The organism is Neisseria viridiae, assembly GCF_962747995.1.
Taxonomy (GTDB): domain Bacteria; phylum Pseudomonadota; class Gammaproteobacteria; order Burkholderiales; family Neisseriaceae; genus Neisseria; species Neisseria viridiae.
This window is the reverse complement of sequence record NZ_CAUJAJ010000001.1, coordinates 114,184-137,717: the sequence shown is the minus strand read 5'-3', so window position 1 is coordinate 137,717 and position 23,534 is coordinate 114,184. Positions and strand designations below refer to the sequence as shown.

Sequence of the window (23,534 nt, the reverse complement as noted above, 5' to 3'; positions counted from 1 at the left end):
TGAAAAGATTTATTGCCCGTCCAGTGCTTCAACCAACTCTGCAAACGAACAGACCGCCGTGCCGAGTTTGGCGACGACGACGCCGGCAGCGGTATTGGCGAGGTGCATAGCTTCGGGCATCGTGCAACCTGCCGCCAGCCCCAAGCCCATTCCGGCAATGACGGTGTCGCCTGCTCCGGACACGTCGTAAACTTCTTGGGCGCGGGTGGGCTGGTAAATGGGTTCGCCGTCATTGAACAGGGTCATGCCCTCTTCGCTTCGGGTCAGCAAAACGGCGGTCAGGTCGAGATGGCGGCGCAGGTTTTGGGCTTTTTCGGTCAGTTCGCTTTCGTTTTTCCAACTGCCGACCACTTCTTTCAATTCGGCGCGGTTGGGCGTAATCAGGGTTGCGCCGGCGTATTTTTCGTAATCGTCGCCTTTGGGGTCGATTAATACGGTTTTACCTGCGTGTTTTGCCCAATCGATCATATCAGAGATGTGCGACAGACCGCCTTTTCCGTAGTCTGAAAAAATAACGGCATCGTATTCGGGCAAAACTTCTCGGTATTTCCGCTTGATTTGTTCCAACACTTCGCGGTTGGGATGTTCTTCAAAATCAAGGCGGATAAGCTGCTGGTTGCGGGCGACGACGCGCAGTTTGACGGTGGTGGCAATTTGTTTGTCGCGCATCAGATAGGAGGCGACACCGTCCTGCGCCATCAGCGCGTCAAGCGCGTCGGCGGCTTCGTCGTCGCCGGTTACGGACAACAGCCCTGCCCTGCCGCCCAACGAAGCGATGTTGCGCGCAACGTTCGCCGCACCGCCCGCGCGTTGGTCGATACGTCCGATTTTTGCCACCGGCACGGGGGCTTCGGGCGAAATTCGGGACACGTCGCCAAACCAATAGCGGTCGAGCATCACGTCGCCGACAACCAGGACTTTGGCTTGTGCGAAACGGGATTTGAGGGTTTCTTGTTGGAACTTGGCGGGCATTTTATGCACTCCAAAATAAGTTATTATTTGTGTGTGAAAACTTCACTGCATTCTCAGTAATTATCTGGCAAATTTACTGATTAATAATAAAATCCGGCTTTTTATTATTCTTCAAAGTCAAAAGGAGACCAATCAGTAACGGGAGAAAAACAATCCTCTCCTTCTTTTTTCTCAAAAACACTGCCTATATCCGCCCAAAACAGCTCCCCAACATCTGCTTGATAATGAGTAAGCCGCGTCAAACTATGAAAGGAGAAGTTATCAGGGTTATTCGTGTATTCATTATCTTCTGTTCCGGAAAATACCCGCCATCCGCTATCAAATGGTAAATCCCCTTGATGTTCCCGATACATAAATTTAATAGGAAGCCCCTCTTCGACAATTTTATGCGACACAATCGCATACCACCCGACAGGGGTATCCTTTACAAGCAAATCATCTTCCGGAAATGCATCATAATCAAAAATATTACTCACATCTGAACCACATTGAGACATCAGATAAATTCCTTTCTAAGCTGAAATCTTCCGGCTATTGATCTATCGTATCAAAGTGAGGCAGTTTCTTTGAACAGCATCAAAATTGTTGATGTTTAAGCGTTCGCCACGCGGTTCACTTCGCGTAATACGGCGACCGGATCGGCGGCTCGGGTAATGGGGCGACCCATCACCAGATAAGTCGAACCCGCCGCCAAGGCTTCGGCGGGCGTCATAATGCGGCGTTGGTCGTCGTTGTTGCCGGCAACGTCCAAGCGGATACCCGGTGTAACCAAGACAAAATCCTGACCCAACTCGCGGCGCAGCGGCGCGGCTTCTTGGGCGGAACAGACCACGCCGTCCAAGCCCGAACTTTGCGCCAGTTTCGCCAAGCGGATGACTTGCTCTTCGGGAGCGATGTTCAAACCGATTTCCACCAAATCGCTTTGTTCCATGCTGGTCAACACGGTTACGCCAATTAAGAGCGGCTTCGTGCCGTATCCGGCGACGGCTTCGGCGGCGGCTTCCATCATACGGCGGCCGCCTGAGGCATGCATATCGACCATCCACACGCCCATATCGGCGGCGACTTTGCAGGCTTGCGCAACGGTGTGGGGAATGTCGTGGTATTTCAAATCGAGAAAGAGTTTGAAACCCTGATGAATCAGGCTTTCTGCCAAACTGCGGCCGGTTGCGGTAAACAGCTCTTTGCCGATTTTGATTTGACATAGTGTCGGGTCAAGATTGCGGACAAATCCGAGCGTGTCTTTTTCGTTGGCAAAATCAAGGGCGACGATAACGGGAGTACGTTGTTGCTGGGTTTGGAAGTCGGAGATTAAGGGATTCATAAGATGCCTGCGGATAAACGGTTATAACTTCGATTTTAACAGCTTTTGTACACAAAAGGCCGTCTGAAAATATTTTTTCAGACGGCCTCATCACAACACACCTTAATTATTCTTATATAAATCTAAAATTTTTACAGAAAATTCATCATCGCTGAAAAAAAAGGCTGGTGGAACTTCCAATACTTCAGCAATTTTCTGCAAAGTATTCAAATCAGGCTGATGATTTCCTTTCTCATAACGATTAATACGCGTACTTGCCACAAACTCATCTAATCCTATCGCCAGTCCCAGCTTCTCCTGCGTCAAATTTTTTGCTTTTCTCGCTTCCTTAAATCGCCTTGTAAAAACTTCTTGTAAATTCATAACTTCCATCCTAAAAATCAAAGTTACGAATTTCGTATATTTCTCTTGATTATTTACTACGAATAACGTAGTATTTGATGATTTTATACTTTACCTATTTATTGTGAGAAAACCATGACACCAGACCAAGAATCAAAATGCCATAAAATTATTCATTCTCATGCAATTGCTGCTGCCGCAGGCAACGCCGTACCCGTACCGGGACTGGGTATTGCTACAGATATGGTTACAATGACTACCATGTGCACAAGCCTTTGTGCTGTTTTTGGTGGTAATATGACCGAAGCAGCTGCCAAAGCAATGGCTATTGCTGCAATTAAAAATACCATGTTAAAACAACCCATAAAAACAATAGCAAAAGAATTATCAAAATTAATTCCAGGCTTAGGCAGCGTTGTTGCACCAACTATTTCTGTTGCATTACTTGAAGCAGCAGGATGGACTCTAGCAAAAGAACTGGAACAAAAATTCAGTTGACCCACATACAATAATATGAAAAGGCCGTCTGAAAATATTTTTTCAGACGGCCTCATGATTTTACTTCGACAAAACTTATTTGCCCAAACCTTTCAATACTTCGGCTTTTACGGCTTCTACCGGCTGAGTGCCGTCAACCTTGATGTATTTCGGCGCGTGTTCGCCTTCCAGCTTGCTGTAAAAATCGACCAAAACTTCGGTTTGCTCGTGGTAAACGGCAAGGCGTTTTTTCACGGTTTCTTCTTTGTCGTCGTCGCGCTGAATCAAATCTTCGCCGGTTACGTCGTCTTTGCCTTCAACTTTAGGCGGATTGTAGGTAACGTGGTAGGTACGGCCGGAAGCCAAATGCACGCGGCGGCCGCTCATGCGGTCGACAATCACGCTGTCAGGTACATCGATTTCAACCACAGCGTCCAAATCCACACCGGCTTCAACCATCGCTTCGGCTTGTGCCAATGTACGCGGGAAGCCGTCGAACAGGAAACCGTTTTTGCAGTCGTCTTGCGCGATGCGTTCTTTGACCATGCCGATAATGATGTCGTCGCGCACCAAACCGCCTTCATCGATGATTTTTTTCGCTTCCAAACCCAAGGGCGTGCCTGCCTTAATCGCGGCACGGAGCATGTCGCCGGTAGAGATTTGCGGAATGCCGAACGCTGCGGTGATGAATTGCGCCTGAGTGCCTTTGCCCGCGCCCGGTGCGCCTAAAAGTAATGCTTTCATGAAGTGATCCTTTTAAATGTGTTTATTGGAATCAAACAGATGGTTTACGATTCTACACGGCTTGGCACAATAGTTCAAAAACCAACTGCACAAACTGCCATTTGCAAACAAATGTTTTGCATACCTTTGCCGAGCCTGATATTCACAAGCCGGCAACTTTTTGGGACAATCCCCCTCAATTCAAAAAACACAAAACCCTACCAAAAAGGAACATCCGTGAAACGCATTTTTCTGTTTTTGGCTACCAATATCGCTGTTTTGGTCGTAATCAACATTGTTTTGGCGGTTCTGGGCATCAACAGCCGGGGCGGCGCGGGCAGCCTGTTGGCGTATTCCGCCGTCGTCGGCTTCACTGGTTCGATTATTTCGCTGCTGATGTCCAAATTCATCGCCAAACAATCGGTCGGCGCGGAAGTCATCGACACGCCGCGCACCGAAGAAGAAGCCTGGCTTTTGAACACTGTCGAAGCCCAAGCGCGGCAATGGAACCTGAAAACGCCCGAAGTCGCCATCTACCACTCCCCCGAACCCAATGCCTTTGCCACGGGCGCATCGAGAAACAGCTCCCTGATCGCCGTCAGCACCGGTTTGCTCGACCATATGACACGCGACGAAGTGGAAGCCGTGTTGGCGCACGAAATGGCGCACGTCGGAAACGGCGACATGGTTACGCTGACGCTGATTCAAGGCGTGGTCAATACCTTTGTCGTGTTCCTGTCGCGCATTATTGCCAACCTGATTGCCCGAAACAACGACGGCAGCCAATCCCAAGGGACTTACTTCCTCGTCAGCACCGTATTTCAAATCCTGTTCGGCTTCCTTGCCAGCCTGATTGTCATGTGGTTCAGCCGCCAACGCGAATACCGCGCCGATGCGGGCGCGGCAAAACTGGTCGGTGCGCCGAAAATGATTTCCGCCCTGCAAAGGCTCAAAGGCAACCCGGTCGATTTGCCCGAAGAAATGAACGCAATGGGCATCGCCGGAGATACGCGCGACAGCCTGCTCAGCACCCACCCTTCACTGGACAACCGAATCGCCCGCCTCAAATCGCTTTAAACCGATTTGAAACGGCAAAAACCGTACGCGCAAGCAGTACGGTTTTTTCGTATATGCCGTCTGAAAACATCGGGTTTGCCATACCGGCACCGACCTTACTAATTTCCGTACCGGATACGCCGCATTGATATATCCCCGACAAACCGTTTCCGGACAGAGAATATCAGATAAAACAGCGGTAAAAATGCCGTCTGAAACCAATTAGGGCTTCAGACGGCATTTTCACTGCAAAACCTTATGCGAACGGATGATGCAGCACAATCGTTTCCTCGCGGTCGGGGCCGGTGGAGACGATGGCGACCGGTGCGCCGCAGACTTCTTCAATCCGTTTCAAATATGCTTTGGCGTTTTCGGGCAATGCGTCGTAGTTTTTCACGCCGAAGGTCGATTCGCGCCAGCCGGGCATAGTTTCGTAAATCGGCTTGCAGGTTTCCACCGCGTCCGAACCGCAAGGCAGGATGTCGGTTTTGCCGCCGTCGGGCGATTCGTAGCCGACACAGATATTGATGGTTTCAACGCCATCCATTACATCAAGTTTGGTAATGCACATACCGGAAATGCCGTTGATTTGGATGGAGCGTTTCAGGGCGGCGGCATCGAACCAGCCGCAACGGCGCGCGCGGCCGGTTACCGAACCGAATTCGTGTCCGCGTTCCGCCAAACCTGCGCCTACTTCGTCGAACAATTCGGTCGGGAACGGGCCTGAGCCGACGCGCGTGGTATAGGCTTTGACGATGCCCAAAACATAATCCAGCATTTGAGGACCTACGCCCGCGCCTGCCGAAGCCGCGCCGGCGAGGCAGTTGGACGAGGTAACGAAGGGGTAAGTGCCGTAGTCGATGTCCAACAACGCACCTTGCGCGCCTTCAAACAGCAGTTTTTCGCCGTTTTTGTTTTTCTCGTTCAACACGCGGGATACGTCGGTAATCATCGGCGTAATGCGCGGCGCGACTTTTTCGATAACCGCCATCACGTCTTCCGCTTTCACCGGATCGGCATTGTGCAGATGTTGCAGTTGAACATTGTAATAGGCAAGGACGGCATCCAGTTTTTCACGCAGTTTTTCGGGATGCAGCAAATCAGCGGCGCGGATGGCGCGGCGTGCCACTTTGTCTTCGTAGGCAGGACCGATGCCGCGTCCGGTCGTGCCGATTTTGCCTTTGCCGCGCGATGCTTCGCGGGCTTGGTCGAGCGCGATGTGGTAAGGCAGGATTAGCGGGCAGGTCGGCGCGATTTTCAAACGGCCTTCGACGTTTTTCACGCCCGCCGCGTTCAACTCGTCGATTTCGCCCAACAGGGCTTCGGGGGAAACGACAACGCCCGAACCGATAAAGCAATCCAATCCTTCGTGCAGGATGCCGCTCGGAATCAGGCGCAAAATGGTTTTTTTGCCGCCGACGACCAAAGTATGACCCGCATTGTGACCGCCTTGGAAGCGCACGACGCCGCCGGCTTCTTCCGCCAGCCAGTCAACGATTTTACCTTTACCCTCGTCGCCCCACTGTGCGCCGATTACTACAACATTTTTAGCCATAGCCATATAACCTATCGATATTAAAAATTATTGCGGAAATCCCCAAACCGGTGCGGCTTTGCGCCCCGCCCCGGTTTGCCTTTCATCCGCTATGAACGGGTATTTGGCATTTCACGACCTGCCAAACGCCGTCCGTCTTTTTCAGACGGCCTGCAAGCTCTTCCGAAACATTGTGTCCGATACCGTAGTCAATCACGACACACTGCCCTTGTTCACGCAAGGCTTCGACTGCTTCGCGCGCCGCTTCGGCATCTTCCGCATCGACCAACACGGCGGGCTGCCGTTCGATGGCGGGCAAACGCCCGATAAAGCTGCGCAAGTCGAAACTGAATCCCGTTGCCGGGCGCGCCCTGCCGAAATATCCGCCCAATCCGTCATAACGCCCGCCTCTCGCGACCGCGTCGTGGAAATCGGCGGCATAGGCGGCATACAGCAAGCCCGTGTGGTAATTGTCGACACGCAGCTCGGACAAGTCGATATGGATTTCATTATCGGGAAATGCGTCGCACACCGCCTGCAATTCGTCCAACGCGCCGCCGACCGCCGACAAATCCGGCAACCGTCCGCGCGCGTCGGACAACACTTCCCGCCCGCCGTACAGGCGCGGCAGCAGCGAGAATGCTTTTGCCCACATACCGTCCAGCTTCCAAGCCTTGACCTGCGCTTCGACCGCCCCGGTATCTTTATCCTGCATCAGCGACAAAAGTTCTGCCGATTGCTCGGCATTGAGATGCGCCGCATCGGATAGGGCGCGGAATACGCCGATATGCCCCAGCGACAGCAAAACTTCGCCCATATCGGCAATCTTCATACTTTTGAGCATCAGGTCAATCAGTTCGATATCGCCACGGATGTCGGCGAAACCGTACATTTCCGCACCCGCCTGCAAGGGTTCGCGCATATTCAGCAGACCGTCAGGCTGCGCGTGCAACACGGAGCCTGCGTAACACAACCGGTTAATCCCTTGGTTGGCGGACAAAAGATGAGCATCGATACGCGCCACCTGCGGCGTAATATCGGCACGGATGCCCAACTGCCTGCCGCTCAACTGATCGACCACCAAAATGGTTTTCAACGACAAGCCTGCGTCAATATGCGTCAGCAGGGAGTGGCTGTATTCCATCACCGGGGGTTGGACCAACTCGTAACCGTGTACGCGGAACAGTGCCAACAACTGCTCCCTCGCGCTTTCAAGCTGCCGCGCGTTCGTGGGCAGTACGTCGGCGATATGTTCCGGAAGCTGCCAAGTCTGCATGAGAATCTGCCTTCTATTTTATTTTGCAAACACAAAAGGCTGCCCGATCCGCAATCAGACGGCATCTTTGCCGCAACGCATCACGCCGCTGTCAAAACGGCGATGCTTCCTTCCGATTCAGAATCCGAACAGCCCCTGTCCGACGGCTCAATGCCGTCAAGTTGTTAAAACCAAACTTTACCATAAAATACACACAATCTGAATATACTTTTATACCTGTATCCGCCGTCTGACGGCACGGCATTTTTTTACTATATAATGTGCACCACTATTTCTCATCACTCCCTGCTGCCGTTTTTTTGTTTCAGACGGCATTTTTGTTGATTGAACACTTATGCTGCTCGACCTCGACCGCTTTTCCTTTTCCGTCTTCCTGAAAGAAGTCCGCCTGCTGACCGCCCTTGCCCTGCCCATGTTGTTGGCGCAGGTCGCACAGGTGGGCATCGGTTTCGTCGATACCGTGATGGCGGGCGGTGCGGGTAAGGAGGATTTGGCGGCGGTGGCTTTGGGCAGCAGCGCGTTTGCCACGGTTTATATTACCTTTATGGGCATTATGGCGGCGCTGAACCCGATGATTGCCCAGCTTTACGGCGCGGGTAAAACCGCCGAAGTGGGCGAAACGGGGCGGCAGGGGATTTGGTTCGGGCTGATCTTGGGAATTTTCGGCATGGCATTGATGTGGGCGGCGATTACGCCGTTCCGCAACTGGCTGACCTTGAGCGATTATGTGGAAGGCACAATGGCGCAATATATGTTGTTTACCAGTCTGGCGATGCCGGCGGCAATGGTGCACCGCGCCCTGCACGCCTACGCTTCCAGCCTGAACCACCCGCGCCTGATTATGTTGGTCAGCTTCGCGGCGTTTGTGTTGAACGTGCCGCTGAACTATATTTTCGTTTACGGCAAATTCGGTATGCCCGCTTTGGGCGGCGCGGGCTGCGGACTGGCGACGATGGCGGTGTTCTGGTTCAGCGCGCTGGCGTTGTGGATTTATATCGCCAAGGAAAAATTCTTCCGCCCGTTCGGACTGACGGCAAAATTCGGCAAACCGGATTGGGCGGTGTTCAAACAGATTTGGAAAATCGGCGCGCCCATCGGGCTGTCTTATTTTTTGGAAGCCAGCGCGTTTTCGTTTATCGTGTTTTTGATTGCGCCCTTCGGCGAGGATTATGTGGCGGCGCAGCAGGTCGGCATCAGTTTGTCGGGGATTCTCTATATGATTCCGCAAAGCGTCGGCTCGGCGGGGACGGTGCGTATCGGCTTTTCGCTGGGGCGGCGCGAATTTTCGCGGGCGCGTTATATTTCGGGCGTGTCGCTGGTGTCGGGCTGGATGCTCGCCGTGATTACCGTGCTTTCTTTGGTATTATTCCGTTCGCCGCTGGTAAGTATGTACAACAATGATCCGGCGGTTTTAAGCATCGCCGCCACCGTCCTGCTGTTCGCCGGCTTGTTCCAACCGGCAGACTTCACCCAATGTATCGCGTCCTACACCCTGCGCGGCTATAAAGTTACCAAGGTTCCGATGTTCATCCACGCCGCCGCCTTCTGGGGCTGCGGCCTGCTGCCGGGCTACCTGCTCGCCTACCGTTTCGATATGGGAATTTACGGCTTCTGGACGGCATTGATCGCCTCGCTCACCATCGCCGCCGTCGCCTTGGTGTGGTGCTTGGAATTGTGCAGCAGGGAGATGGTCAGATCGCATAAGGTCGTCTGAAAACTCCGCCGATTAAAATATCGAAACAATGGACTGAAGCCCGCTACTGACAATACCCATTTTAAAGTTTAAACCCATGCAACCCATCCAATACCAAACCGACCTCACCCCCTACAACACTTTCGGCCTGCGCGCCCAAGCCCGAGCCTTTATCGCGCTCGAACACGCCGACGAGTTGCGCGACATCGTCCGATTGCCCGAGTTCGACCGCGATACCGTTTTATGGCTGGGCGGCGGCAGCAACATCCTTTTGATGCAGGATTACGACGGCTTGGTCGTACACATGGAAAACAAAGGCATACGCGAGATTGCGCGTTCAGACGGCATGGTTCTGATTGAAGCGCAGACGGGCGAAATTTGGCACGATTTCGTGTTGCACACCGTCGCTCTGGGCTTGAACGGTTTGGAAAACCTGAGCCTGATTCCGGGTACGGTCGGCGCGTCGCCCGTGCAGAACATCGGTGCATACGGCGTGGAAGCGAAAGACGTGATTCACAGCGTGCGCTGCTTCGATTTGGATACGGAAACCTTTGTCGAGCTTTCCAATGCCGATTGCCGCTTCGCCTACCGCGAAAGCCTGTTCAAGCAGGAAGGCAGAGGACGTTATGTGATTGTTTCGGTCGTATTCGCCCTGAAAGAGCGTTTCGAGCCGAATTTGGGTTACGGCGATTTGGCGGCCGCCGTTGCCGAACGGAGCGCGGGCAGGGCGCCGACGGCGAAAGATGTTTCCGATGCAGTGTGTGCAATCCGCAACAGTAAATTGCCTAATCCTAACGTACTTGGTAATGTCGGCAGTTTCTTTAAAAACCCCGTCGTCAGCGCGGAAAAAGCCGCCACCCTGTTGCAGCAGCATCCCGATATGCCGCATTATCCGCAGCCGGACGGTTCGGTCAAACTCGCCGCCGGCTGGCTGATCGACCAATGCCGTCTGAAAGGCTTCCAAATTGGCGGCGCGGCGGTACATGACCGGCAGGCTTTGGTTTTAGTGAACAAAAACAATGCTTCTTCAGACGACATCTGGAAACTGGCGCAACACGTCTGCAATACAGTATTTACTCAATTTCAGGTAGAATTACACGCCGAACCCAATTGGCTGCCCGCTTCGTTCAGCCTGTAAATCCAAGGAGTATGCCCGTGACCCGCATTGCAAAAACCAATACTTACACCCGCATCATCGACGCCAGCCTTGCGCTTTTCAACGAGGAAGGCGAGCGCAACATCAGCACCAACCATATCGCGGCGCATTTGGGCATCAGTCCGGGCAATCTCTATTACCACTTCCGCAACAAAGACGAAATCATCGTCCAACTGTTCAAACGTTACAGCGAAGCCCTGCTGGCATACCTGAATGAAGCCGTGCTGCCGTCCGATGTGGAAGACTCCATCAACTATATGGCGGGCATTTATGACGTCATGTGGGAATACCGCTTCCTCTTTAGCGACGTGAACACCCTGCTTGCGCGCAGTGCCGAACTATTGGGCGAACACAACACCTTCACCCAAGCCAAAGTCTCCCCGCTCTTGGTCAACCTGCTCACCCAGCTCAACGGTCTGAACATCATCCAAGCCGACCAAACCGCCATGAACGACCTAGCCGTCAATATGTGGATGGTAACGAAATACTGGTTCGACTTCGACAGCTCCCTGCGCGGGCGTACCAAGCTGACCGAAGACTCCAAAGCACGCGGCGTCCGTCGTACCTTAAGCCTCCTGCGCCCCTACCTCTTGCCGGAACACCGCGAAGAATACGACCGGAAAATCGGCGGTGCGCAGTCATAATTTCCATGCCGTCTGAGCCTATATATGTAGTCGGATTTGAGATAGATGATGAGATCTTATCTGGGGCATATAAGGTCAAAAACCTAGATGCAATTGGAGATGCTCTAGCAATAGATATAGATCAGCTCAACAACTCTAGCACCATTGTAACTTCTGTTAATAGTCAACGAGTAAAAATAGATTCTCACTAATGAAAAAAGTAGTTCTCATAGAATGGCTGAAAGAATATTTCATTAGAGAGTCAAAAGAATTGCCAGATACAACTCGACTACACACTCAGCTGTATGTGAATGGTGAGGTTTGGACTCTTGTTGTTGATTTTGAGACTTCTCCCAAGGAGCAAGGATTCTTATCTATTGGAGTTTGTTATTTGCTAATTACAGATGCTCCAGTTGAGTTGAAAGAGGGAGATACTTTTCCTTTTTGGGATGGTGCTACCCAAATTGGGACGTGCCTACTGATTGACTAATTTCTTAATAGAGTAACTTCGTTTTTATAGTGGATTAACTTTAAATCAGGACAAGGCGACGAAGCCGCAGACAGTACAGATAGTACGGAACCGATTCACTTGGTGCTTCAGCACATTAGAGAATCGTTCTCTTTGAGCTAAGGCGAGGCAACGCCGTACCGGTTTTTGTTAATCCACTATATTTTCAGACGGCATCCATCTATAAACATGATACATAACCCTCTTTCCACCTCCCCCGACGCATCTATCTTAGGCTTAGGCTACCTCGGTCGTCCTTTGGCGCAGAAACTTTACCAACACGGCAGCCGCGTTGCCGCCGTCAAACGCAGCCTGACTTCGGACGATATCAATCTGCCCATACACCTCGACACCTTCGACCTCGGCAGCACCGATGCCTTTCAGACGGCATTGTGGCGGCACCACGCCGACAAATCCGTCTGGTTCTGTCTTTTGCCGCCATCCTCGCTGACGCATTACGCCGACACCGTCAAACAATGGGCAGAACTTGCCCGGGCGTGTAACGTGCAACACCTGATTTTCACAAGCAGCACCAGCGTTTACGGCGATAAGGCGCGCGAATGCGACGAAACTGCCACACCCGATCCGCAAACCGAGTCTGCCCGCCAAATCCTTGCCGCCGAGCAATACCTGCTCGACAGCGGCGTGCCGAACATCGACATCCTGCGGCTGGGCGGGCTCTATTGCGCCGAACGCCATCCCATCAGCCGCCTTGTTCAAAAGCAAAACATCCCAGGCGGCAACCGCCCCGTCAACATCGCCCACCGTGATATCGCCGTTGAAACCCTGTTTCAGACGGCATTCAAACCCGGCGGCAGGCGGCTGAAAAACATTATCGAACCGCGCCACCCGGCACGCCGCGAATTTTATACGGAAGAAGCCGCCAAACTCGGCCTGCCCGAGCCGGATTTCGCACCCGACAACAGCGTGGGCAAAATCATCCGTACCGTTTGCGATAACGGCTTAAGCCTGTAAAATAAGCGGCAACAGCAACAAACAGGCATTCTCCGCCCCAATCAGAAAATATGTCCGCCCTCCTCCCCATCATCAACCGCCTGATTCTGCAAAACCCGGACAGCCGCTCGGAACTTGCCGCCTTTGCAGGCAAAACACTGACCCTGAACATTGCCGGGCTGAAACTGGCGGGACGCATCACGGAAGATGGTTTGCTCTCGGCGGGAAACGGCTTTGCAGACACCGAAATCATCTTCCGCAACAGCGCGATACAGAAAATCCTCCAAGGCGGCGAACCCGGGGCGGGCGACATCGGGCTCGAAGGCGACCTCATCCTCGGCATCGCGGTACTGTCCCTGCTCGGCAGCCTGCGTTCCCGCGCATCGGACGAATTGGCACGGATTTTCGGCACGCAGGCAGGCATCGGCAGCCGTGCCGTCGACATCGGACACGGCATCAAACAAATCGGCAGGAACATCGCCGAACAAATCGGCGGATTTTCCCGCGAACCCGAGTCCGCAAACATCGGCAACGAAGCCCTTGCCGACTGCCTCGACGAAATAAGCAGACTGCGCGACGGCGTGGAACGCCTCAACGAACGCCTCGACCGGCTCGAACGCGACATTTGGATAGACTAACCTTCAGACGGCATCCGACATGAACAGCCCTTTTCACAACATCGGCATCGTAACCCGCCCCAACACGCCCGACATCCAAGACACCGCACACACGCTGATTACCTTTTTGAAGCAGCACGGCTTTACCGTCTATCTCGACGAAGTCGGCATAAGGGAAGGCTGCATCTATACCCAAGACACCGACGGCTGCCACATCGTCAACAAAACCGAACTGGGACAATACTGCGACCTGGTCGCCGTTTTGGGCGGAGACGGCACTTTTCTCTCCGCCGCCCGCGAAATCGCCCCGCGCGCCGTTCCGATTATCGGTATCAACCAAGGTCATTTGGGCTTCCTGACCCAAGTTCCCCGCGAATATATGACGGACAAGCTATTGCCCGTTTTAGAAGGGAAATACCTTGCCGAAGAGCGCATCCTGATTGAAGCCGCACTCATCCGCGAAGGCAAAACCGCCGAACGCGCCATCGCCCTCAACGATGCCGTCCTCTCACGGGGCGGCGCCGGACAAATGATTGAATTTGAAGTCTTCGTCAATCAGGAATTCGTCTATACACAACGTTCGGACGGGCTGATTGTCTCCACCCCGACCGGTTCGACCGCCTATTCGCTTGCCGCCGGCGGCCCCATCATGCAGGCAGGTTTGCACGCCTTCACGCTCGTCCCCATCTGCCCGCAATCTATGACCAACCGCCCCATCGCCATTCCGGACACGTCCGAAATCGAAATCCTCGTTACCCAAGGCGGCGACGCGCGCGTCCATTTCGACGGTCAAACCCATATCGACGTGCAAAGCCTCGACCGCATCACCATCCGCCGCTACCGCAACCCCTTACGCATTTTGCACCCGACCGACTACCAATATTTCAAAACCCTGCGCCAAAAACTGCACTGGGGCGAACAATTGGTCTGAACCGACCCTTACCGGAAAACACCTATGAATCCAAAAACTCCCCCCGGCCATACAGAAGATGCCGTGCGCCTGTCCAAACGTATGGCGCAACTCGGGCTTTGTTCGCGCCGCGAAGCCGACGGCTACATCGGACAGGGCTGGGTAACGGTCAACGGCAAAACCGCCGTACTCGGTCAGAAAGTTTCACCGGCAGACCGTATCGAACTGAACAAGAAAGCCCACGAACAGCAGGCGGCACGCATCACCATCCTGTTGAACAAACCCGTCGGCTATGTCAGCGCACAAGCGGAAAAAGGCTATAAATCCGCCGCCGAACTGATTACCCCCGAAAACCGCTGGGAAGGCGACACCGGCCGCATCCGTTTCGATCCGAAACACAAAATCGGTCTTGCCCCCGCCGGCAGGCTGGACATCGACTCGGTCGGATTGCTGGTATTGACGCAAGACGGCCGTATCGCCAAACAGCTTATCGGCGAAAACAGCGGCAGTGAAAAAGAATATTTGGTGCGCGTGCGCGGCAAATTGGACGAAAAAGGACTTGCCTTACTGAATCACGGATTGAGTTTGGACGGTGAGAAACTGCGTCCCGCCAAAGTAGAATGGCAAAACGAAGACCAACTGCGTTTCGTATTGAAACAAGGTAAAAAGCGGCAAATCCGCCGTATGTGCGAACTGGTCGGACTGCGCGTCGTCGGGCTGAAACGCATCAGGATGGGCAAGGTCAAACTCGGCAGGCTGCCGCCCGGCAAATGGCGTTATCTCGCTCCCGGCGAATCGTTTTAAATAAGCATTAAAAAATGCCGTCTGAAAATCCTTGCGTTTTCAGACGGCATTGCCTTATGCCCAAATAACGGTTTCTTCCAAGGGCCTGCGCGCTTTCGTGGCGATTTCCTGAACCCGGTAGCCGAATGTCGCGGCAACGGACACGCCCCATTCTGCCGCATCGAACAAACCGAACTGCCCGGACAATACGCGTTCCATATCGGCATAGTTGAAACCTTCCACCGGACAGGAATCGATACCTGCCATCGCCGCACCCGTCATCATGTTGGCTAACGCGATATAGGTCTGACGGCAACACCAGTCAAACAAGGCGCGCGAATCGTCCAAAATCTTGATGTCGTCGGATTGAAACGCCTGATACCTCGCCAAAGATTTTTCTACGGCATCCGGTTCGGTAACGCCGCGCCGTTTGAGGCTTTCCAACATAAACGGGCTGTCGAAGCGGGCATTTTTCTTCGCCAAAAACACCACCAAATGACTGGCGGTATCCAAAGCATCCGCCATACCCCAAGAAAACGGCTTGACGGTCTGTCGGATTTCAGGATTTTGAACCACAACAAACTGCCAAGGCTCCGAACCGACCGAACTGGGCGACAAACGCCCAAGTTCTAAAATAAACTGAAAATCCTCGGCACTGATTTTGCGTGCCGCATCGTAATGCCGGCACGACTTGCGGTTTTTAAATGCGGATAGGACCTGCTCTTTGCTTAATACTGTCATCGTGCATCCTTTTATTACTTTGATTGCAAATTGATTTCAAACCGATACGGCTCTGCCGCACCATACAATCCGCCCTCGCCGTCGGACCTTATCCGGACTTTGCCCGTCCTTCGGCGGCTCGGAAAGTGAAGCGGCGGCAGATTCGCCAATAACGCCCAAACGCCTTTCAGACGGCATTTGGTTCATCGCAAACACGCCTACGGGTAGGCGATATAGGCATAAGCCGAATGGTTGTGGATAGACTCGAAATTCTCGCTCTCGACAACGAAACTCTTGATGCGTTTGTCGGCAATCAGCGAAGTAGCGACATCACGCACCATATCTTCCACGAATTTCGGGTTTTCGTAGGCTTTTTCGGTAACATATTTTTCATCGGGGCGTTTAAGCAGACCGTAGAGTTGGCAGCTTGCCTGCGCCTCCACATAATCGATGACTTCCTCGATACCGACTTCGGCATCGGCAGTCAGGCTGACGGTAACGTGCGAACGCTGGTTGTGCGCGCCGTATTGGGAAATTTCTTTGGAACACGGGCAAAGCGAGGTTACGGGAATCATGACTTTGAGGCTGTGGTCGTATGCCCCGTCTTTGATTTCGCCCGTGAGGCAGACATCATAATCCAGTAAAGACTGAATACCGGAAACTGGGGCGGTTTTCTTGCGGAAAAACGGAAAAGAAACGCTGATTTTACCGGAGTGGGAGTCCAAAAGCGCGACCATTTCGGCAGTCAGCCTATGCAATTGTGCGAAATCCAAGGCTTCAGAATGTTGCTCCATCAATGCGACAAAGCGCGACATATGCGTACCCTTCTGCTCGGCGGGCAGATAAACCGTCATGGTCAGGCGGGCAACCGTGGATTGCGTTCCTTCGGCGGTTTTCAGGGTAATCGGGAAGCGCAGGTCTTTAATGCCGACCTGATTGATCGGCAGGTTGCGTAAATCTCTGCTGGATTGCACGTCTGCAATGGCGTTCATGCGTTGTTTGTCCTTAATATTCAGATAATTATTGAGATGTGTGTATTGTATGGCAGGCAGATGCCGTCTGAAAAAACGCTGTCGGTCGCCTGCCTGCAAATGCGAGATTATATCACTTGCTTTTGGCGGCTGCATTGATTGTTTCTATTTTCGGGATAGTGATAAAATCCCGACTTATTCATATCTTACAAGGCAGAAACAGATGAAATTCCCGACCCGCGCCATTCATTCCAGCTACGATTGCGACAAACACAACCGCGCGCTGATGCCGCCGATTTATCAAAACAGTATGTTCGCGTTGCACGAGATTGGCGAAAATGTGCCTTACCGCTATTCGCGCCTGAGCAACCCGACCCGTCAGATTTTAGAAGACACCGTTGCCGATTTGGAACACGGTGCGGCAGGTTTTGCGTTTTCCAGCGGTATGGCGGGGATTGATGCCGTATGGCGCACATTCCTGCGCCCGGGCGATACCATTGTCGCAGTCGCCGATATTTACGGTGGTGCTTATGATTTATTGGTCGATGTTTATCAAAAATGGGGGGTGAACGTTGTTTTTGCCGATTTGGGCAAGCCGGATAATTTGGACGAGCTGCTCAAAGCGCACAAGGTCAAACTGGTTTGGCTGGAAACGCCGTCCAACCCGCTTTTGCGCTTGGTAGACATCAAAGCCCTTGCGGCGAAAGCCAAAGCAGCCGGTGCGCTGGTCGGTATCGACAACACTTTTGCCACGCCGTATCTGCAACAGCCCTTGGATATGGGTTGCGATTTTGTATTCCATTCCGCTACCAAATATTTGTGCGGCCATTCGGATGTATTGATGGGTATCGTCGTTGCCAAAACCAAAGAACTGGCGCAGCCTTTGCACGATATGATGGTGCATACCGGCGCGGTTGCCGGTCCGATGGACTGCTGGCTGGTGTTGCGCGGCATCAAAACGCTTGCCCTGCGTATGGAGGCACACTGCAAAAACGCACTCGAAATCGCACGCCGTTTGGAAGCCCATCCTGCCATTGAAAAAGTGTTCCATCCCTGCCTGCCGTCGCACGAACATTATGAACTGGCGAAAACACAAATGCCTAAAGGCATCGGCGGCGTGGTTACGGTTTATCTCAAAAACGATACGCGTGAAGCGGCAAACAGCGTGATTAAAAACATGAAACTGGTCAAAATGGCCTCCAGCCTCGGCGGCGTGGAAAGTCTGGTCAACCATTGCTATTCCCAGTCCCACAGCGGCGTACCGCATAATGTGAAAATGGAAATGGGCATCAAAGTCGGTCTGCTGCGCTTCTCCATCGGTATTGAAGACGTAGATGATATTTGGAACGATATTTCCGCCGCACTCGATACGACTTTGTAAACCGTAAAAATGCCGTCTGAAACCATAGTTTCAGACGGCATTTCAATATTGCGAATCAAATATCAACGCTTCAGCATCTTTGCCGCCTCAATGGCGTAATAGGTCAAAATCCCGTCCGCGCCCGCGCGTTTGAATGCCAGCAGACTTTCCAAAACCACTTTGCCGCCGTCCAGCCAGCCGTTGGCAATCGCCGCCTGCAACATCGCATATTCTCCCGAAACCTGATAGGCATAAGTCGGTACGCCGAACTCGTCCTTCACGCGGCGGACAACGTCCAAATACGGCAAACCGGGCTTCACCATCACCATATCCGCACCTTCCTGAATATCGAGCGCCACTTCATGCAGTGCCTCATCGGTATTTGCCGGATCCATCTGATAGGTCTTTTTATCTGCCTTGCCCAAATTGCCCGAACTGCCTACCGCATCACGGAAAGGACCGTAGAATGCAGAAGCATATTTGGCGGAATATGCCATAATCCGCGTGTGGATATGTCCGGCATCCTCCAAAGCCTCGCGAATCGCACCGATACGCCCGTCCATCATATCGGAAGGGGCAACCACCTGCGCGCCCGCTTCAGCGTGGCACAAAGCCTGCTTGACCAAAACCTCTACGGTTTCATCGTTCATCACATAACCGTTTTCGTCCGTCAGCCCGTCCTGACCGTGAACCGTATAAGGATCGAGCGCGACATCCGTCATAATGCCCAGTTCCGGGAAACGCTCGCGCAAGGCGCGAACGGCTGTCGGCACGAGTCCTTCGGGATTGTACGCCTCCTCCGCACGCTCGGTTTTGTTTGCCGTAACCACGGGAAAGAGTGCCAACATCGGAATACCGAGCTTCACCGCCTCTTCCGCCGTAAACAGCAGCCTGTCCAAACTCTGACGCTTCACACCCGGCATAGAAGGCACATCCTCCTCACGAGCCGCCCCCTCCAATACGAACACCGGATAAATCAAATCATCGGCGGTCAGCGTGTGTTCGCGCATCAGGCGGCGTGAAAAATCGTCCCTGCGCATACGGCGCATACGCGAAGCCGGAACATTGCGGTAAGGAAACTGCATAATATCTCTCCAATCACTCTGTCAACCAATCAAACGGACAGCAAGCATCTCCGTTTGAGATTTAAAAAAACAGCCTGTACAAAAATACATTACAAAACAAAATATTAAATAAAATCAACCGCCAAAGGACAATCAGTCTGATATGTTTTTCCCCTGCAGATTGAATCCTTGCAGCTCATGATTGACAACGCCTTCAACCTCTTTCGGATGATCCGTGCCGGAATCAAACAATTTCCCTCCTCTCGAATACACTTCCAACACTGAAGCTTTGCCGCTTTCCAAAACGATTTGGACATTTTCAGCCAAATTGTCTGCAACCTCTTCAAAAGAAGATTTATCCACTTTTCTGGCATAGAACCCGTTTTCCATATCATGACGGTATCTGTCTATCGCAGATTCCCATGCCACATTTTTATTGATTGCAATAATGGCTGCCTTTGTGTGATAGCCCCGTTCTTCAAATATCGATAAAGTATTGACAGGCACATTGGGATTTCTAAAAGTTCCTTCAACCACGATATTGAATCTGTTTTTCACCGCCTCCCCAATTACACGTTCCACCATTTTATTTGAAAAATCAGACGTGTATTTGGGAAAATCCCCTTTGTGATTCGCATATATTTCTTTAAAGTCAGGATGATAGATTCTGAAATCATCTCCATTGACAGGAATAACATTCCCATTCAATTCTTCTTCTACTTTTTGGATAAGGATCGATTTCCCCGACCCCGGCATACCGCCCAAAACAATTCCCCAAGGCTTTTCTTGTGGAGTGATGCATCTAGCTTCGAGCAAGTCATTCTAAACCGCAGGAAACGCCTTTTCCACTTCATTGTCCATACACGCCGTCATAATTTGTAAATCTCAAATTTTTCTTTTACCAATTTTGCAACCGCTTCATAATCAATTTCTTCCGGCGCAAGACCGTATAATCTGTTGCGCAATCCCGCAAGAATCTTACTGTCTTCATTACGCCCTCCCGTTTGGATGACAATAAGGCCCAAAGTCTGGGAAATGCCATTCAGCAAGCTGTCTTTCTGCATCAACGTACACATAAAAGCCCCAATATTAAAAAAACCGACCGTAAGGATGGTCTGCAATGCCATCACTCACAGACTGCCAACCCCGGCCGTCAGACTATTCGGACAGCAGACATTTCAGACGGCATCGGTACTCAACCGTCCACCTTTCTCAACGCTTCAACCGTTTCTTTCAAGCCGTCCAAAGTATCGGCGGCATAAACGGCACATTCCTTAGCACTCATGCCGTCTGAAGAATAGACAGCACAAGATTTCAACCGCACCAACCGTTAAAGAACAGCAATAAAAACAGCGGTGTCTGCACACCGCTTCCAAAATCAGGCTTCGATATTCTTACGCCACAATACCAAAAGTTTCCCGATATGCTGAACAGGTTGCGCGTCAACCGCCTCACACAAGGCATTGCAGATTTCGATACGCTCGGCACGGTCGTCGCCGAATACGCGCACTTTAATCAGCTCATGCGCCGTCAGTGCCGCATCGGTTTCCTTAATGACCGCGTCCGTCAAACCCTGCTGACCGACCATCACAACAGGATGGAGATGGTGCGCGCGCGCTTTCAGTTCCAAAATTTCTTTGGTGTTCAATTTGGTATCCGTCATTTTCCTACTGCTTGAATAAAAAGAATAATGCGGCATTGTACGCGATTTGGCACGGCAACGGCAAAATTAACGTACAATACGCAGTTTACATTCCGACCCGCGAACCACTATGGCTGTACGTTCCAAATCCTCAAAAGCGTGGCTGCACGAACACGTCAACGATCATTACGTCCATATGGCGCAAAAAGACGGCTACCGCGCCCGTGCCGCATACAAACTTTTGGAAATCAACGAAAAAGACAAATTAATCAAACCCGGCACGGTACTTGCCGACTTGGGCAGCGCGCCGGGAAGCTGGTCGCAGGTTGCCGCCAAGCTGACGGGTACTTCCGGAGCAGTTTTCGCCTTGGACATCCTGCCTATGGAAGCCATAGGGGGCGTGTCCTTCATTCAGGGCGACTTCCGCGAGAACGACGTACTGGCACAATTTGAAACCTTGTTGGACAACCGCCCGCTCGACCTTGTAATCTGCGATATGGCGCCCAATATGTCGGGCAATGCCGTAACCGACCAGGCACGCAGCTTTTATCTGTGCGAACTGGCTTTGGACTTCGCCTCGCAACACCTGAAAACCGGAGGCAGCTTTTTGGTCAAAGTCTTTCAGGGTGCAGGCTATCAGGAATACATGGCAGCCATGCGCGAAATTTTCGGCACGGTGCAGACGCGCAAACCCGAAGCCTCGCGCAATCGCTCCAGTGAGATTTATTTATTGGGCAAAAATAAACGCTGACAATACAGACGGCGTGTTTTACAATCATTTCCGTTTTACACCTCAATTATGGAGCCTTGCTAAGTGGGGAACACCTTTAAATCAATCCTTGTCTGGGTCGCCTTGGGTATCGGCCTGATGGCTGCGTTCAACGCTTTAGACGGTAAAAAAGAAGACAACGGACAAATCGAATATTCTCAGTTCATCCAACAGGTCAACAACGGCGAAGTATCCGGCGTCAACATCGAAGGATCCGTCGTCAGCGGTTACCTGATTAAAGGCGAGCGCACCGACAAAAGCACCTTCTTTACCAACGCGCCTTTGGACGACAACCTAATCAAAACGCTTTTGGACAAAAACGTCCGCGTAAAAGTAACGCCGGAAGAAAAACCGAGCGCGCTGGCTGCCCTGTTTTACAGCCTGCTGCCCGTATTGTTGCTGATTGGCGCGTGGTTCTACTTTATGCGTATGCAGACGGGCGGCGGCGGAAAAGGCGGCGCATTCTCGTTCGGGAAAAGCCGTGCGCGCCTGCTGGACAAAGATGCCAACAAAGTGACCTTTGCCGATGTCGCCGGCTGCGACGAAGCCAAAGAAGAAGTGCAGGAAATCGTCGATTACCTGAAAGCCCCGAACCGCTATCAAAGCTTGGGCGGGCGCGTACCGCGCGGCATCCTGCTGGCGGGCAGCCCGGGTACGGGTAAAACCCTGCTGGCAAAAGCCATTGCAGGCGAAGCCGGCGTGCCGTTCTTCAGTATCTCCGGTTCCGATTTTGTCGAAATGTTTGTCGGTGTCGGCGCGAGCCGCGTCCGCGATATGTTCGAGCAGGCGAAGAAAAACGCCCCCTGTATCATCTTTATTGATGAAATCGACGCAGTAGGCCGCCAACGCGGCGCAGGATTGGGCGGCGGCAACGACGAGCGCGAGCAAACATTAAACCAATTATTGGTTGAAATGGACGGTTTTGAGAGCAACCAAACCGTCATCGTCATTGCGGCAACCAACCGCCCCGACGTACTCGACCCCGCGCTGCAACGCCCCGGCCGTTTCGACCGCCAAGTCGTCGTCCCCCTGCCGGACATCCGGGGGCGCGAACAGATTTTGAACGTCCATTCTAAAAAAGTGCCTTTGGACGAATCCGTGGATTTATTGTCCCTCGCGCGCGGCACGCCGGGCTTTTCCGGTGCGGACTTGGCGAACTTGGTCAACGAAGCCGCCCTGTTTGCCGGCCGCCGCAACAAAGTCAAAGTCGATCAGAGCGATTTTGAAGATGCCAAAGACAAAATCTATATGGGTCCGGAACGCCGCAGTATGGTGATGCACGAAGACGAAAAACGTGCGACGGCGTATCATGAGTCCGGACACGCGATTGTTGCCGAAAGCCTGCCCTTTACCGACCCCGTCCACAAAGTAACCATTATGCCGCGCGGACGCGCACTGGGCCTGACTTGGCAGCTTCCGGAGCGCGACCGCATCAGTATGTATAAAGATCAGTTGTTGAGCCAACTCTCCATCCTGTTCGGCGGACGGATTGCCGAAGACATCTTCGTCGGACGCATCTCCACCGGCGCATCAAACGACTTTGAACGCGCAACCCAAATGGCGCGCGAAATGGTGACGCGCTACGGTATGAGCGACAAAATGGGCGTGATGGTTTATGCGGAAAACGAAGGCGAAGTCTTCTTGGGACGCAGCGTAACCCGTTCGCAAAATATTTCCGAGAAAACCCAGCAGGACATCGATGCGGAAATCCGCCGGATTCTGGACGAGCAGTATCAGGTTGCCTACAAAATCCTCGATGAAAACCGCGACAAGATGGAAACGATGTGCAAAGCCCTGATGGAATGGGAAACCATCGACCGCGATCAAGTGCTGGAAATTATGGCGGGCAAACAACCCAGTCCGCCCAAGGATTACAGCCACAACCTGCGCGAGAATGCGGATGCGGCGGAAGATAACGCGCCGCACGCTCCGGCTCGGGAAAAAACCGGAGCACCTGCCCCGGCAGACACCGCTTCGACAAAGTCCGGGCAGCAGCCTGAAAACAAGGCTTAACTCCCCGAACAAACGGCAGCCCGCAAGCTGCCGTTTTCCCATCCCGT

The 23,534-nt window shown here is 52.6% G+C and carries 28 protein-coding genes and 1 pseudogene; 14 read left to right on the top strand and 15 right to left on the bottom strand.

Annotated elements, in window-relative coordinates; translation table 11 throughout:
* Window positions 1–9: 9 nt before the first annotated feature.
* The 4 genes from hldA to Q9J79_RS00765 form a co-directional block, all read right to left on the bottom strand.
* Window positions 10–972, bottom strand: coding sequence for an ADP-heptose synthase (gene hldA, locus Q9J79_RS00780; protein WP_301818477.1), 963 nt, complete (start codon window positions 970–972; stop codon window positions 10–12).
* A gap of 104 nt (window positions 973–1,076) precedes the next feature.
* Window positions 1,077–1,469, bottom strand: a complete 393-nt coding sequence (locus Q9J79_RS00775; RefSeq protein WP_003751480.1) for a DUF2185 domain-containing protein — start codon at window positions 1,467–1,469, stop codon at window positions 1,077–1,079.
* 95 nt (window positions 1,470–1,564) lie between these two features.
* Window positions 1,565–2,296: an orotidine-5'-phosphate decarboxylase gene (pyrF, locus tag Q9J79_RS00770; RefSeq protein ID WP_301911489.1), complete on the bottom strand. Its 732-nt coding sequence runs from the start codon at window positions 2,294–2,296 to the stop codon at window positions 1,565–1,567.
* Between the two features lie 102 nt (window positions 2,297–2,398).
* Entirely contained in the window at window positions 2,399–2,659 is a 261-nt protein-coding gene (locus Q9J79_RS00765; RefSeq protein WP_070765029.1) for a helix-turn-helix domain-containing protein, read from the bottom strand.
* Between the two features lie 114 nt (window positions 2,660–2,773).
* Between Q9J79_RS00765 and Q9J79_RS00760 the strand changes: the two genes are divergently transcribed.
* Window positions 2,774–3,136, top strand: coding sequence for a hypothetical protein (locus Q9J79_RS00760; protein WP_070843357.1), 363 nt, complete (start codon window positions 2,774–2,776; stop codon window positions 3,134–3,136).
* Window positions 3,137–3,211: 75 nt separating this feature from the next.
* Here Q9J79_RS00760 and adk read toward each other — a convergent pair whose 3' ends face one another.
* Complete coding sequence (gene adk / locus Q9J79_RS00755) at window positions 3,212–3,859, bottom strand: adenylate kinase (RefSeq protein ID WP_013449205.1); 648 nt, start codon at window positions 3,857–3,859, stop codon at window positions 3,212–3,214.
* 216 nt (window positions 3,860–4,075) lie between these two features.
* On the opposite strand from adk, the gene htpX reads away from it, so the two are divergent.
* Window positions 4,076–4,915, top strand: a complete 840-nt coding sequence (gene htpX, locus Q9J79_RS00750) for a protease HtpX (protein ID WP_301911491.1) — start codon at window positions 4,076–4,078, stop codon at window positions 4,913–4,915.
* Here htpX and Q9J79_RS00745 read toward each other — a convergent pair.
* The 3 genes from Q9J79_RS00745 to Q9J79_RS00735 all read right to left on the bottom strand — a co-directional run bounded on the left by Q9J79_RS00745 (window position 4,902) and on the right by Q9J79_RS00735 (window position 7,704).
* A complete protein-coding gene (locus Q9J79_RS00745) occupies window positions 4,902–5,057 on the bottom strand; it encodes a hypothetical protein (RefSeq protein WP_301911492.1) in 156 nt (51 codons plus the stop codon). The genes htpX and Q9J79_RS00745 overlap by 14 nt on opposite strands.
* Before the next feature lie 93 nt (window positions 5,058–5,150).
* Window positions 5,151–6,449, bottom strand: a complete 1,299-nt coding sequence (locus Q9J79_RS00740) for an adenylosuccinate synthase (protein ID WP_301911493.1) — start codon at window positions 6,447–6,449, stop codon at window positions 5,151–5,153.
* An 82-nt stretch (window positions 6,450–6,531) separates the two neighbouring features.
* Complete coding sequence (locus tag Q9J79_RS00735) at window positions 6,532–7,704, bottom strand: ATP phosphoribosyltransferase regulatory subunit (RefSeq protein ID WP_301911494.1); 1,173 nt, start codon at window positions 7,702–7,704, stop codon at window positions 6,532–6,534.
* A gap of 334 nt (window positions 7,705–8,038) precedes the next feature.
* Between Q9J79_RS00735 and norM the strand changes: the two genes are divergently transcribed.
* The 9 genes and pseudogenes from norM (at window position 8,039) to Q9J79_RS00690 (ending at window position 14,969) form a co-directional block, all read left to right on the top strand.
* A complete protein-coding gene (norM, locus tag Q9J79_RS00730) occupies window positions 8,039–9,418 on the top strand; it encodes a multidrug efflux MATE transporter NorM (RefSeq protein WP_301911495.1) in 1,380 nt (459 codons plus the stop codon).
* 76 nt (window positions 9,419–9,494) lie between these two features.
* Window positions 9,495–10,535 carry a UDP-N-acetylmuramate dehydrogenase gene (murB, locus tag Q9J79_RS00725; RefSeq protein WP_301911496.1) on the top strand — a complete coding sequence of 347 codons (1,041 nt, stop codon included), beginning with the start codon at window positions 9,495–9,497 and terminating at the stop codon, window positions 10,533–10,535.
* A gap of 11 nt (window positions 10,536–10,546) precedes the next feature.
* Window positions 10,547–11,197: a TetR/AcrR family transcriptional regulator gene (locus Q9J79_RS00720; RefSeq protein ID WP_003677657.1), complete on the top strand. Its 651-nt coding sequence runs from the start codon at window positions 10,547–10,549 to the stop codon at window positions 11,195–11,197.
* A 190-nt stretch (window positions 11,198–11,387) separates the two neighbouring features.
* A complete protein-coding gene (locus tag Q9J79_RS00715; RefSeq protein WP_301911497.1) occupies window positions 11,388–11,666 on the top strand; it encodes a hypothetical protein in 279 nt (92 codons plus the stop codon).
* Between the two features lie 25 nt (window positions 11,667–11,691).
* Window positions 11,692–11,754: pseudogene (locus Q9J79_RS00710) on the top strand (transposase); the annotation flags it as partial.
* Between the two features lie 119 nt (window positions 11,755–11,873).
* A complete protein-coding gene (locus tag Q9J79_RS00705; RefSeq protein ID WP_301911498.1) occupies window positions 11,874–12,659 on the top strand; it encodes an SDR family oxidoreductase in 786 nt (261 codons plus the stop codon).
* Between the two features lie 50 nt (window positions 12,660–12,709).
* Window positions 12,710–13,276: a ubiquinone biosynthesis accessory factor UbiJ gene (locus Q9J79_RS00700; RefSeq protein WP_301911499.1), complete on the top strand. Its 567-nt coding sequence runs from the start codon at window positions 12,710–12,712 to the stop codon at window positions 13,274–13,276.
* 19 nt (window positions 13,277–13,295) lie between these two features.
* Window positions 13,296–14,186 (top strand): NAD(+) kinase, encoded by an 891-nt coding sequence (locus Q9J79_RS00695; protein WP_301911500.1) that lies wholly within the window; start codon window positions 13,296–13,298, stop codon window positions 14,184–14,186.
* A 24-nt stretch (window positions 14,187–14,210) separates the two neighbouring features.
* Window positions 14,211–14,969, top strand: a complete 759-nt coding sequence (locus tag Q9J79_RS00690) for a pseudouridine synthase (protein WP_301911501.1) — start codon at window positions 14,211–14,213, stop codon at window positions 14,967–14,969.
* Window positions 14,970–15,023: 54 nt separating this feature from the next.
* On the opposite strand, the gene Q9J79_RS00685 is transcribed toward Q9J79_RS00690, so the two are convergent.
* Both Q9J79_RS00685 and folE2 read right to left on the bottom strand, forming a co-directional pair.
* Window positions 15,024–15,689, bottom strand: coding sequence for an NAD(P)H-dependent oxidoreductase (locus Q9J79_RS00685; RefSeq protein WP_301911502.1), 666 nt, complete (start codon window positions 15,687–15,689; stop codon window positions 15,024–15,026).
* A 197-nt stretch (window positions 15,690–15,886) separates the two neighbouring features.
* Window positions 15,887–16,660: a GTP cyclohydrolase FolE2 gene (gene folE2, locus Q9J79_RS00680; protein WP_369414975.1), complete on the bottom strand. Its 774-nt coding sequence runs from the start codon at window positions 16,658–16,660 to the stop codon at window positions 15,887–15,889.
* A 202-nt stretch (window positions 16,661–16,862) separates the two neighbouring features.
* Here folE2 and Q9J79_RS00675 point away from each other — a divergent pair, with 202 nt between their 5' ends.
* Window positions 16,863–18,020 (top strand): trans-sulfuration enzyme family protein, encoded by a 1,158-nt coding sequence (locus tag Q9J79_RS00675; protein WP_301670114.1) that lies wholly within the window; start codon window positions 16,863–16,865, stop codon window positions 18,018–18,020.
* A 62-nt stretch (window positions 18,021–18,082) separates the two neighbouring features.
* Here Q9J79_RS00675 and hemB read toward each other — a convergent pair whose 3' ends face one another.
* From hemB to yhbY, 5 genes are all read right to left on the bottom strand, one after another.
* Window positions 18,083–19,084 (bottom strand): porphobilinogen synthase, encoded by a 1,002-nt coding sequence (gene hemB, locus Q9J79_RS00670; protein ID WP_301911504.1) that lies wholly within the window; start codon window positions 19,082–19,084, stop codon window positions 18,083–18,085.
* Window positions 19,085–19,216: 132 nt separating this feature from the next.
* Complete coding sequence (locus tag Q9J79_RS00665) at window positions 19,217–19,879, bottom strand: zeta toxin family protein (RefSeq protein ID WP_301911505.1); 663 nt, start codon at window positions 19,877–19,879, stop codon at window positions 19,217–19,219.
* Between the two features lie 53 nt (window positions 19,880–19,932).
* The gene (locus Q9J79_RS00660; protein WP_301911506.1) at window positions 19,933–20,190 is read right to left on the bottom strand and encodes a hypothetical protein; all 258 of its coding nucleotides are present in this window, start codon (window positions 20,188–20,190) and stop codon (window positions 19,933–19,935) included.
* A 68-nt stretch (window positions 20,191–20,258) separates the two neighbouring features.
* Complete coding sequence (locus Q9J79_RS00655) at window positions 20,259–20,381, bottom strand: hypothetical protein (RefSeq protein WP_257392222.1); 123 nt, start codon at window positions 20,379–20,381, stop codon at window positions 20,259–20,261.
* Window positions 20,382–20,441: 60 nt separating this feature from the next.
* Window positions 20,442–20,726 carry a ribosome assembly RNA-binding protein YhbY gene (gene yhbY / locus Q9J79_RS00650; RefSeq protein WP_025457224.1) on the bottom strand — a complete coding sequence of 95 codons (285 nt, stop codon included), beginning with the start codon at window positions 20,724–20,726 and terminating at the stop codon, window positions 20,442–20,444.
* A 109-nt stretch (window positions 20,727–20,835) separates the two neighbouring features.
* Between yhbY and Q9J79_RS00645 the strand changes: the two genes are divergently transcribed.
* Together Q9J79_RS00645 and ftsH are read left to right on the top strand one after the other, a co-directional pair.
* Window positions 20,836–21,456, top strand: coding sequence for an RlmE family RNA methyltransferase (locus Q9J79_RS00645; RefSeq protein ID WP_301667891.1), 621 nt, complete (start codon window positions 20,836–20,838; stop codon window positions 21,454–21,456).
* A gap of 63 nt (window positions 21,457–21,519) precedes the next feature.
* Window positions 21,520–23,487: an ATP-dependent zinc metalloprotease FtsH gene (gene ftsH / locus Q9J79_RS00640; RefSeq protein WP_301911507.1), complete on the top strand. Its 1,968-nt coding sequence runs from the start codon at window positions 21,520–21,522 to the stop codon at window positions 23,485–23,487.
* Window positions 23,488–23,534 lie beyond the last annotated feature (47 nt).

Excerpts from the sequence above, each read along its gene's own strand:
- hldA (WP_301818477.1), bottom strand. The coding sequence starts at position 972 with ATGCCCGCCAAGTTCCAACAAGAAACCCTCAAATCCCGTTTCGCACAA.
- Q9J79_RS00775 (WP_003751480.1), bottom strand. The coding sequence starts at position 1,469 with ATGTCTCAATGTGGTTCAGATGTGAGTAATATTTTTGATTATGATGCA.
- pyrF (WP_301911489.1), bottom strand. The coding sequence starts at position 2,296 with ATGAATCCCTTAATCTCCGACTTCCAAACCCAGCAACAACGTACTCCC.
- Q9J79_RS00765 (WP_070765029.1), bottom strand. The coding sequence starts at position 2,659 with ATGAATTTACAAGAAGTTTTTACAAGGCGATTTAAGGAAGCGAGAAAA.
- Q9J79_RS00760 (WP_070843357.1), top strand. The coding sequence starts at position 2,774 with ATGACACCAGACCAAGAATCAAAATGCCATAAAATTATTCATTCTCAT.
- adk (WP_013449205.1), bottom strand. The coding sequence starts at position 3,859 with ATGAAAGCATTACTTTTAGGCGCACCGGGCGCGGGCAAAGGCACTCAG.
- Q9J79_RS00740 (WP_301911493.1), bottom strand. The coding sequence starts at position 6,449 with ATGGCTAAAAATGTTGTAGTAATCGGCGCACAGTGGGGCGACGAGGGT.
- Q9J79_RS00735 (WP_301911494.1), bottom strand. The coding sequence starts at position 7,704 with ATGCAGACTTGGCAGCTTCCGGAACATATCGCCGACGTACTGCCCACG.
- norM (WP_301911495.1), top strand. The coding sequence starts at position 8,039 with ATGCTGCTCGACCTCGACCGCTTTTCCTTTTCCGTCTTCCTGAAAGAA.
- murB (WP_301911496.1), top strand. The coding sequence starts at position 9,495 with ATGCAACCCATCCAATACCAAACCGACCTCACCCCCTACAACACTTTC.
- Q9J79_RS00720 (WP_003677657.1), top strand. The coding sequence starts at position 10,547 with ATGCCCGTGACCCGCATTGCAAAAACCAATACTTACACCCGCATCATC.
- Q9J79_RS00715 (WP_301911497.1), top strand. The coding sequence starts at position 11,388 with ATGAAAAAAGTAGTTCTCATAGAATGGCTGAAAGAATATTTCATTAGA.
- Q9J79_RS00705 (WP_301911498.1), top strand. The coding sequence starts at position 11,874 with ATGATACATAACCCTCTTTCCACCTCCCCCGACGCATCTATCTTAGGC.
- Q9J79_RS00700 (WP_301911499.1), top strand. The coding sequence starts at position 12,710 with ATGTCCGCCCTCCTCCCCATCATCAACCGCCTGATTCTGCAAAACCCG.
- Q9J79_RS00695 (WP_301911500.1), top strand. The coding sequence starts at position 13,296 with ATGAACAGCCCTTTTCACAACATCGGCATCGTAACCCGCCCCAACACG.
- Q9J79_RS00690 (WP_301911501.1), top strand. The coding sequence starts at position 14,211 with ATGAATCCAAAAACTCCCCCCGGCCATACAGAAGATGCCGTGCGCCTG.
- Q9J79_RS00685 (WP_301911502.1), bottom strand. The coding sequence starts at position 15,689 with ATGACAGTATTAAGCAAAGAGCAGGTCCTATCCGCATTTAAAAACCGC.
- folE2 (WP_369414975.1), bottom strand. The coding sequence starts at position 16,660 with ATGAACGCCATTGCAGACGTGCAATCCAGCAGAGATTTACGCAACCTG.
- Q9J79_RS00675 (WP_301670114.1), top strand. The coding sequence starts at position 16,863 with ATGAAATTCCCGACCCGCGCCATTCATTCCAGCTACGATTGCGACAAA.
- hemB (WP_301911504.1), bottom strand. The coding sequence starts at position 19,084 with ATGCAGTTTCCTTACCGCAATGTTCCGGCTTCGCGTATGCGCCGTATG.
- Q9J79_RS00660 (WP_301911506.1), bottom strand. The coding sequence starts at position 20,190 with ATGGCATTGCAGACCATCCTTACGGTCGGTTTTTTTAATATTGGGGCT.
- yhbY (WP_025457224.1), bottom strand. The coding sequence starts at position 20,726 with ATGACGGATACCAAATTGAACACCAAAGAAATTTTGGAACTGAAAGCG.
- Q9J79_RS00645 (WP_301667891.1), top strand. The coding sequence starts at position 20,836 with ATGGCTGTACGTTCCAAATCCTCAAAAGCGTGGCTGCACGAACACGTC.